Below are 9,260 nucleotides of genomic sequence, written 5' to 3'. Positions count from 1 at the left end.
CCCCCCCCGGGGCCGGGGGGGCGCCCCCCGCCCCCCCGCCACACCCCCGATGGTTCCCCGGCCGGCCCGGCGCCGGGTTCACCGCTCGACCGGTGGCCGGGTCGCCGGCACCAGGGCCAGGGCCGGGATCAGCAGGACCGGTACGACGAGCAGTGCCCGCAGCGTCCCGACCTGGTCGCCGAGCAGCCCGACCAGCGGCGGGCCGGCGAGGAACGCGGTGTAGCCGATCGTCGCGACCACACTGACCCGGGCCGGTGCCCGATGCTCCTCGTCGGCCGCCGCGCTCATCCCGACCGGGAAGCCGAGCGAGGCGCCGAGTCCCCAGAGCGCGACGCCGGCCAGCGCCACCGGTCCGGTCGGTACCAGGACCGCGACCAGCACCCCGAGCAGCGCCACCCCGATCGTGCCGAGCAGGACCGGGACCCGCCCCCACCGGTCGATCGCCACGGTCCCCACCGTGCGACCGATGGTCATCGCGGCGACGAAGACCCCGAAGACCGCCGCGCCGGTCGCCTCGTCGAACCCGTGGCCGTCGATGAAGGCGACCGCGATCCAGTCCATCGCGGTGCCCTCGGTGAAGGCCATCACCAGGACCAGCAGGCCGATGAGCAGGGTGCGCGGCTCCCGCCAGGCCCGCAGCACACCGCTGCCGGCTGCCGGTTCGGCGCTGCCGGTCCGCTCCTCGCCGGTGGCGGGTGCCGGGCCGGCGGTCTGCTCCTCGCCGGCGGCCGACGCGGGGGTGGCGGTGAGGAAGTGCCGGACGCCGGCCAGGGTGCCGGCGAGCACGATGCCGGCGACCAGGCTCAGGTGGACGGGCAGCGGAAGTCCGATGTGGGCACCGCCGGCGCCGAGCACGGCGCCGGAGACGGTGCCGAGACTCCAGGCGGCGTGGAACCGGGGCATCACGGTCCGGTGCAGCCGGCGTTCCACCAGCGCGGCCTCGACGTTCATCGCGACGTCGGCGAGACCCGAACCGTAGCCGAGGGTGGCGAGCCCGAGCGCGGTCAACGGTACGGACGGCCAGGCGCCGACCCCGACGCCGAGCATGACCAGTCCGGCCGCGACCAGGCCGGTGGCTCCGGCGGTGGTCCGGGGCGAGCCGACCCGGTGCACCACCGCCCCGGCGGTCAGCATCGCCAGGAACGCGCCGGCCGAGAGCGCGAGCAGCAGCAGCCCGAGCCGGCCAGGGCTGAGCCCGAGCGCCTCGCGGGCGGCGGGGATGCGGGCGAACCAGGAGGCGACGGCGAATCCGTTGAGCGCGAAGACGACCGCCACCCCGTTGCGGGCGGCGACCACCCGCCGCGGTGGGGCGGACCGTGCGGGAGTGGTCGGGGCCGCGGGGGCCGGGGGCATGGGGACTCCTTCGGCAGCGTTGGGCGGCAGCGCCGGACGGCAGCGTGACGAGCGGCGTGTGTGACGAGCGCGTACCGAAATGTCACCCCTGGGAGCGCTCTCATAACAAGCGTACGCTGACGGGAACCCCGGTCCGGGCCGTCTCCGCCGCCCGACGCGCACCGGGGCCGGCAGGAGCAGGGGGGGATCGGGATGCGGACGCGACCGGACGGACAGGCACGGCTCGAGGACGTCGCGAGGGTGGCCGGGGTGTCCCGGTCGACGGCGTCCCGGGTCATCTCGGGCTCCGGGCCGGCGTCGGCGGCGGCCCGGGACCGGGTCCGTTCGGCGGTCCAGTCGCTCGGCTACCGGCCGGACCAGGCGGCCAGGTCACTGGTGAGCCGATCGGGTTTCCGGCTCGTCCTCGGGGTCGTCGGTACGTCGCCCCGGGTGCTCGACGACCCGTACGTGCACCGGGCGGTCGCTGCGGCGGCGTCGGCCGGTACGGCGTACGAGGTCGGGGTCTCCCTGGAGTGGCTGCCCCGGCACGCACCCCGGCTGGACCGGATCCTCGACGACCGGACCGTCCGGGCTGTGGTGCTGATCAACACCACCGAGGCGGCGCTGGACGCGGTGCCGTCGACGTTCCGGGGCCGGGTGGCCTCGATCGGCATCGGAGCCCGGGGGGTGCCCTCGTTCGACGTCGACAACGGTGGCGGGGCGGCGGCCGTGCTCGAGCACCTCTACGCCACCGGACGACGCCGGATCGCGATGGTGACCGGGCCGCTCTGGATGCCGTGCGCCCGTCGACCCGTCGAGGCGTACCGGAATCTGATGCGGTCGGCCGGGCTGCCCGTTCGGCTGGTCCCCGGTGACTTCTCCGCCGCCACCGGACGGCGGGCGACCCGGACGGTGCTGGACCGGTGGCCGGACACCGACGCGGTCTTCGGGATCAACGACGCGACCGCCTTCGGCGCGCTGGCCACGCTGCGGAACGCCGGCTACCAGGTGCCGGGGGACGTCGCGGTCGCCGGGTTCGACGACATCGCGTACGCCGAACTCAGCGCTCCCGCGCTGACCACCGCGACCCATCCGGTCGAGCGGATCGTCACGTCGGCGGTCGGCGCGGTCCTCGAGCAGTCCTGGGTGCCGCCGAGCACGCTTTTTCCCTCCACCCTGGTCCGCCGGGACAGTGCCTGAGTCTCGGCCGGGGCACCAGGTTCGTGGCGGAGCCGGGCGGATCTGGTGAAGGTCCGGTGAGCGGCTGTCCCACATGATCCACAGGGGCCCCGGGGCGGAATACCCTACCTCGGTGTCCACACTCACCCGTGTCCGGTTCTGGCTGATTGTCTTCATCACCGGTCTCGTCCTCAGCGGGGTGACCGCGTTTCCGCTGGAGGCGGAGGTCCGGATCCTGGTCCGGATGCTGCACGCCGACTGGTCGCCGGCGCCCGAGCACCTGCCCGTCCTGGTCGACTGGCTCGACCGGGTGCACGAGGGCATCGTCGAGACCAACCGCCGTTATCCGTTCATCGCGTACGGCACGGATTGGCTGGCCTTCGCCCACCTGGTCATCGCGGTAGCCTTCTGGGGGCCGCTGCGTGACCCGGTCCGTAACGTCTGGGTGGTGCAGTTCGGCATGATCGCCTGCGCGGCGGTCGTCCCGCTCGCGCTGATCGCTGGTCCGGTGCGCGGAATCCCCTGGTGGTGGCAGCTCATCGACATCTCGTTCGGGGTCTTCGGCATCATCCCGCTGCTGTTCGCGCACCGGTCGATCCGTCGTCTGGAACGCGGGACGGGGCAGCGGACGGCGGGTGGCGGGGTCGCCGAGCCGGCCGGTGTCGGCTGACCCCGGTCAGCGGGCGGGTGCCGGCCCGGTCGAGTCGCGGATCACCAGGGTGTGTCCGGTGGAGCGGCGCCGGGCCCGCCGGGACCGGGGCTTGAGGGCCAGGTCGAGGGCCATCCGTCCCATGTCGGTCATCGGCAGTCGTACGGTGGTGAGGCTGGGCGCGAGGTCCGCCGCGACCGAGACGTCGTTGAAGCCGACCACCGACATCCGTTCCGGTACGGCGATCCGGTGCGCCCGCAGGGTGGCGAGGACGCCGATCGCCATCGAGTCGTTCAGCGCGAGGATCGCGGTGGTCCCGGGGTGGTCCCGGAGGATCCGCTCGGCGGCGATCCGACCGCCGTCCCGGGTGAAGTCGGCGTGCACGATCGGCAGTTCGTCGAGGGACCGGCCGTGGGCCCGCAGCGCCGCGTCCACTCCGGACAGCCGGTCGAGCACGGTGGTGAGTCCACCGGTGGCGGCGGCGACCGCGATCCGGGTGTGTCCCAGCCCGAGCAGGTGTTCGCCGAGCGCCCGCCCACCGGCCTCGTTGTCCGGGAGGACGGCGTCGACGCCGAGGAAGTGCCGGCCGATCGCGGCGACCCGCCCGCCGAGGTCCTGGAAGGCCGCCAGTTCCCGCTTCGCCTCGGCCTCGACGCCGGGGTCGGCGTAGCCGGAGCCGGCGATCAGGATGATGCCGACCCGCTGGGCGATCAGGTGTCGCAGCTGGCGCAGTTCGTGTTCCGGGTTCCGGCCGGAGTGGCAGATCTGTACCAGCAGGCCCTGCTCGCCGGCGACCTGGATGACCCCGCCGGCGATCTCCGAGAAGTACGGGTCGTCGATCTGGTGCACGACGAGTCCGACGGTCGAGCTGGCTCCGCCGGCCAGGGTGCGGGCGTACGGGTTGGCGACGTAGCCGAGTTCCCGGGAGACCTGCCGGACGCGGTCGGCGACCTCGGCGCTCACCCCGTCCCGGCCGGCCAGGGCGCGGGACGCGGTGGCCAGGGAGACCCCGGCGCGTTCGGCGACGTCGACCAGGCGCAACCTCGGGCCGGGCTTGGGCATCTGTTAACTCCCCAGAAATATCAAACACAGCCGTTGTAACCATTGCCCGTGACGCAGACCACAGCTTAGGGTACGTAAGCGCTTTCGTAAGCGCTTTCGTCCTGGTGCAAAGGAGCGTCCTGGGATGACATCCCGAGTGACACGCACACGATGGGCAACGGCTTTCGGCGCGGCGGTAGCACTCGCGCTGGCAGGCTGCAGTGGTGACGGCGGCGGGTCGGGCTCCGACGACGACCCGATCGTCGTCGGGATCTCGCTTCCGCTGACCGGTGACTTCTCCGAGCCCGGCAAGGGCGTGCAACGTGGCTACGAGGCCTGGGCGAAGATCACCAATGACAAGGGTGGCCTGCTCGGCCGTCAGATCGAGTTGAAGATCCTCGACGACCAGTCCAACGCGGACCGGGTCGTCGCCGACTACGAACAGTTGATCGGCAAGGACAACGTGGACATCGTGGTGGGTCCGTTCTCGACCCGCCTCGTCGTGCCGGCGGCCCGGGTGGCCGAGGAGTACGGCATGCTCTTCGTCGAGCCGGCCGGCGCGGCGAAGGAGGTCTTCGAGCAGGGCTTCAAGAACCTGTTCTACGCGGCCCCGGCGGTCGCCGACGACCACTACAACCACCTCGCCGCACACCTGCTGGCACTGCCGGCCGACCAGCGGCCGAAAACCGCCGCGTACGCCGCCATGGACGACCCGTTCGCCCAGGGCACCGCGTACGGACTGAAGGCGAAGCTGGAGGCCGGCGGCGTACGGACCGTGGTCGACGAGGTCTATCCGCCGAACACGACCGACTTCGGCAGCATCGCCGCCAAGATTACGGCCTCGAAGGCGGACCTGGTGGTGGGCGGCTCGCAGTACCAGGACGGGGTGAACCTCATCGTCGCCCTGCAGCAGCTCAACTACCAGCCGAAACTCGCGGCCTTCTCGACCGCCCCGACGAACCCCGAGTTCGCGGCGGCGATCGGCAACAAGACCGAGGGGATCCTCTCGCCCACCGGCTACACCCAGAAGGCGCCGTACCCGAGCAACGTCGAGTTCGTGGAGAAGTACACCGCCCAGTTCGGCACGCCGCCGGAGGAGGACGAGGCGAACGCGTACACCACCGGGCAGGTGGTCGCCGCGGCCGTCGCCGCGGTCGGCTGCGCCGAGCAGGGCGAGTGCCAGAAGAAGCTGGTCGACTGGCTGCACGGCAACAAGGTCGACACCGTGGTCGGCCCGCTGCGCTGGGACGCGACCGGCAAACCGCAGGGCGCGCACATGATCCAGCAGTGGGTCGGTGGGCAGATCCAGATCGTGCTGCCGGCCGACGCCAAGGAAGTCGAGTTCGTCTATCCGAAGCCGGCCTGGTGAGGTAGCGGATGCCGTCCGGGGGACTGCTCCTGCAGAGCGTCGTCCTGGGGCTGCTGTTGGGTGGGCTCTACGCCCTTCTGGCAGCGGGCCTGACGCTCTACTTCGGCATCATGCGGGTGGTGATGATCGCCCACTCGGCGTTCCTCATCCTCGCCGCCTACCTCGCCTGGTGGTCACACACCCGGCTCGGGGTCGACCCGCTGTTGTCGATGATCGTCACGGTGCCGCTCTTCTTCGGCATCGGGGTCGGACTGCAGCGGCTGCTGCTCGCCCGGCTGCGGCCGGCGACCCTCACCATGATGTCGGTGCTGCTCACCTTCGCGATCGCGCTGCTGGTCGAGGGCCTGCTCGGGTACGTCTTCACCGGCACCCAGCGGCGGATCCAGCTCGGTTACGGTTCGGCGAGCTTCGGCCTGTTCGGCGCCCGGATCGCGGTGGTGAAGCTGATCGCGTTCGGGCTGGCCGGAGTGGCGTTGCTGACGCTCTACCTGCTGATGAAGAAGACCACCTTCGGCTGGGCGTTGCGGGCCACCATCCAGCACCGGGACGCGGCCCGGCTGGTCGGGATCGACACCGACCGGGTCGCCGGCTTCGGGTTCGGTCTCGGGCTGGCCACCGCGGCGGTCGGCGGCACGGCGCTGGCGCTGGACACCACCATCTACCCGTCGCTGCACTGGCACTGGATCGGCCCACTGATGGCGATCATCGTGGTCGGCGGGCTGGGCAGCGTACCGGGGGCGGCGGCCGCCGCCATGCTGCTCGGCCTGCTGCAGAGCCTGTTGCAGATCCCGATGGGGACCACCTGGGCGCAGACCGTCTTCTACATCGCGCTCTTCGCGACGCTGGCGTTCCGGCCGCAGGGATTCTTCGGAGGTCGGCTTGCCCAACGTTTCTGATTCCCTGACCCCGGCGCCGACCACCGGCCCGGCGACGTCGGCCACGACGCCTGTCCCGGCCGACCCGGCCGCGACCGGTCCGGCCCGTCGCCGGCTCGGCCGGCTGCTGTACGGCGTGGCGATCCTGGCCCTCGTCGTCGCGGTGCTGGTCTTCCCGTCCCTGGCCCCGAACCCGTACATCCTCTCCGCCGGCGTCGTGGTGCTGAACTACGCGGTGCTCGCCACCTCGTGGAACTTCGTCGGCGGCTTCACCGGTTACATCTCGCTCGGCCACGGCGCGCTCGCCGGACTCGGCGGCTACGCCACCGGACTGTTCGTGGTGAAGGCGGGGCTGCCGAGCTTCGTCGCGCTCGCCGCCGCCGGCCTGCTGGTCGCGGCGCTCGCGGTCCCGATCGGGTACGCCGCCCTGCGGGTCCGGGGCGCCTCGTTTGTCATCGTGTCGATCGCGCTGGTGTTGATCCTGCTCCTGGTCTTCCAGAGCTGGGCGTCGTTCACCGGCGGGTCACGGGGGCTGGTCGTGCCGCGACCGTTCCCGGGGCTGCTCCGGCCCGAACACCACAGGGCCTTCTTCTACCTCTTCGCCGGCCTGCTCGGGGTGGCCCTGCTGGTCTGGTGGCTGATCGACAGGTCCCGGTTCGGCCTCGGTCTGAAGGCGATCCGGGAGGACGAGGACAAGGCGGAGGCGCTCGGCACCCCGACCTTCGGCTACAAGCTGGTCGTCTTCGTCATCTCGGCAGGCTTCACCGGACTGGCCGGCGGGCTCTACGCGCTCTGGTTCGGCGACCTCGACCCGGTCTTCCAGTTCTCCATCCTGACCGGCTCCTACCTGGTCCTGATGGCGCTGCTCGGCGGCGTACGCCAGCTGTTCGGCCCACTGGTCGGCGCGCTGGTGGTCGGCATCGCGCTCGAGTACTTCAAGGTCGAGTTCGGCGACACCCAGCTGCACCTGGTCGCCACCGGTGTGCTGCTCGCCCTGGTGGTGCTCTTCATGCCGGACGGTGTCCTGCCGGCGCTCGGCGCCCTGTTCAACCGGTTCCTCCGGCCGACCCAGGCGTCGATCCGGGAGGTCACCGCCGCCGAACTGCGCGCCCAGCGGACCGGCGGCGCTGCGGTCGGGTCGCCGGCGGTGGACAGCGGACCGCAGGAGGACAGCGGGTCGCAGGCAGCGACCGGGCCGGCGGCTGCGACCGGGCCGGCGGCGGACGGGAAGCCGGCCGGTCGGACCGGACGGGAGGCGAGGTGAGCGGGATGGGTGAGCGGAGCCCGGGATCGGACCGGAGTCTGGAGACGACCGAGCTGACCAAGGCGTTCGGCGGCGTACGTGCCCTGGACGCGGCGAGCGTGACCTTCCGACCCGGCCGGGTCAACGCGCTGATCGGGCCGAACGGTTCCGGCAAGACGACCTTCTTCAACTGCGTCACCGGCATGATCCGGCCGGACAGTGGCCGGATCAGCTACCAGGGGCGAGACCTCACCGGTCGGGCCCCGCACGTGGTCGCCCGGGCCGGCCTCGGTCGTACCTTCCAGCTCTGCCGGGTCTTCCCCCGGATGACGGCGCTGGACAACGTCCTCGTCGCGGCCCGTCCCGGCGGCCTCGTCGCGAAGCTGCGCGGCGCACACCGCCGGGCCGACGTGGACCGGGCGAGGAGCTGGCTGACCCGGCTCGGCATCGAACACCTGGCCGAGGTCGAGGCCCGGAACATGTCCTGGGGGCAGCAGAAGCTGCTGGAGTTGGCCGGCGTGCTGATGAGCGACCCGGAGACGGTGCTGCTGGACGAGCCCGCCGGCGGGGTCAACCCCGCACTGCTCGACCGCATCGGGTCACTGGTGCGGGACCTCAACGCGGAGGGGAGGACCTTCGTGATCGTCGAGCACAACATGGACCTGGTGATGAGCATCAGCGACCACATCGTGGTCTTCGACCGGGGCCGGCCGATCGCCGAGGGGCCACCGTCGGTGATCCGGTCGGACGAGCGGGTGCTGGGGGCCTACCTTGGCGTCTGAGATCGAACTCGTCGACATCCAGGCCGGCTACGGTCGGGCCGCGCCGGTGCTGCGTGGGCTCTCCGTCTCGGTGGAGTCCGGCACCATCGTCTGCCTCGTCGGCCCGAACGGCGCCGGCAAGTCGACGGTGCTCAAGGTGGCGAGCGGCCTGTTGAAGCCCCGGTCCGGCCGGATCCTGGTCGGCGGGGTCGACGTCACCGGCCAGGGGCCACAGCGGATGCTCGCCGCCGGGGTGGCCCACGTGCTCCAGGGACACAGCGTGTTCCAGGAGATGACGGTCGCCGAGAACGTCCTCCTCGGCGGCTACACGCTGCGGGACAGGTCGGTCATCGCCCAACGGGTCGAGTTCGTCAAGGAACTCTTCCCGGTCGTCGCCGACCGGTGGCGGTCCCTGGCCGGGCTGCTCTCCGGCGGCCAGCAGAAGCAGGTCGAGTTCGCCCGGTCGCTGATGGTCAACCCGAAGGTCGTCCTGCTCGACGAGCCGTCGATGGGACTCGACCCGAAGGCCACCAGCACCGTCTTCGAGCAGGTCGTCCGGATGCGCGACGCGGGCACCGCCGTCCTGCTGGTCGAACAGAACGCCCGACGGGCGCTGGAAACCGCCGACCTCGGCTGTGTGCTCGACCTCGGCCGGGTGCACATCTCCGGGCCGGCGCCGCAACTGCTGGCCGATCCGCAACTCGGTGAGCTCTACCTCGGCGGCCGACCCGCCGAGGCCCGCCCACCGGCGAACCGCTGACCCGACGGTGGTGGCCGGGGCGCCCCGGCCACCACCGTCGGCACCACCACC

9 protein-coding genes are annotated in these 9,260 nt (G+C 72.0%); 7 read left to right on the top strand and 2 right to left on the bottom strand.

The genetic code is table 11. The features are described 5' to 3' along the window. Positions 1-78: 78 nt before the first annotated feature. On the bottom strand, positions 79-1,353 hold the full coding sequence (locus ABGB05_RS27175; RefSeq protein ID WP_347656705.1) for an MFS transporter: 1,275 nt from the start codon (positions 1,351-1,353) through the stop codon (positions 79-81). Positions 1,354-1,545: 192 nt separating this feature from the next. On the opposite strand from ABGB05_RS27175, the gene ABGB05_RS27170 reads away from it, so the two are divergent. Together ABGB05_RS27170 and ABGB05_RS27165 are read left to right on the top strand one after the other, a co-directional pair. Continuing rightward, positions 1,546-2,532 carry a LacI family DNA-binding transcriptional regulator gene (locus tag ABGB05_RS27170; RefSeq protein WP_347656703.1) on the top strand — a complete coding sequence of 329 codons (987 nt, stop codon included), beginning with the start codon at positions 1,546-1,548 and terminating at the stop codon, positions 2,530-2,532. A 112-nt stretch (positions 2,533-2,644) separates the two neighbouring features. Then, positions 2,645-3,181 (top strand): hypothetical protein, encoded by a 537-nt coding sequence (locus tag ABGB05_RS27165; RefSeq protein WP_347656701.1) that lies wholly within the window; start codon positions 2,645-2,647, stop codon positions 3,179-3,181. Positions 3,182-3,187: 6 nt separating this feature from the next. Here ABGB05_RS27165 and ABGB05_RS27160 read toward each other — a convergent pair whose 3' ends face one another. Then, positions 3,188-4,222 carry a LacI family DNA-binding transcriptional regulator gene (locus ABGB05_RS27160; RefSeq protein ID WP_347656699.1) on the bottom strand — a complete coding sequence of 345 codons (1,035 nt, stop codon included), beginning with the start codon at positions 4,220-4,222 and terminating at the stop codon, positions 3,188-3,190. A gap of 136 nt (positions 4,223-4,358) precedes the next feature. On the opposite strand from ABGB05_RS27160, the gene ABGB05_RS27155 reads away from it, so the two are divergent. The 5 genes from ABGB05_RS27155 to ABGB05_RS27135 are packed head-to-tail and all read left to right on the top strand — an operon-like array spanning position 4,359 to position 9,209. Then, entirely contained in the window at positions 4,359-5,570 is a 1,212-nt protein-coding gene (locus tag ABGB05_RS27155) for an amino acid ABC transporter substrate-binding protein (protein WP_347656697.1), read from the top strand. 8 nt (positions 5,571-5,578) lie between these two features. Beyond that, the gene (locus ABGB05_RS27150; RefSeq protein WP_347656695.1) at positions 5,579-6,466 is read left to right on the top strand and encodes a branched-chain amino acid ABC transporter permease; all 888 of its coding nucleotides are present in this window, start codon (positions 5,579-5,581) and stop codon (positions 6,464-6,466) included. After that, positions 6,450-7,709, top strand: a complete 1,260-nt coding sequence (locus ABGB05_RS27145; protein WP_347656693.1) for a branched-chain amino acid ABC transporter permease — start codon at positions 6,450-6,452, stop codon at positions 7,707-7,709. The genes ABGB05_RS27150 and ABGB05_RS27145 overlap by 17 nt, the downstream gene beginning before the upstream one ends. Positions 7,710-7,714: 5 nt before the next feature. Beyond that, positions 7,715-8,470 (top strand): ABC transporter ATP-binding protein, encoded by a 756-nt coding sequence (locus ABGB05_RS27140; protein WP_347656691.1) that lies wholly within the window; start codon positions 7,715-7,717, stop codon positions 8,468-8,470. Then, positions 8,460-9,209: an ABC transporter ATP-binding protein gene (locus tag ABGB05_RS27135; protein WP_347656689.1), complete on the top strand. Its 750-nt coding sequence runs from the start codon at positions 8,460-8,462 to the stop codon at positions 9,207-9,209. The genes ABGB05_RS27140 and ABGB05_RS27135 overlap by 11 nt, the downstream gene beginning before the upstream one ends. Positions 9,210-9,260: the final 51 nt, after the last annotated feature.

It is taken from the genome of Plantactinospora sp. B5E13 (genome assembly GCF_039871775.1).
In the GTDB taxonomy this organism is placed as follows: domain Bacteria; phylum Actinomycetota; class Actinomycetes; order Mycobacteriales; family Micromonosporaceae; genus Plantactinospora.
This window is presented reverse-complemented; position numbering and strand designations above follow the sequence as displayed.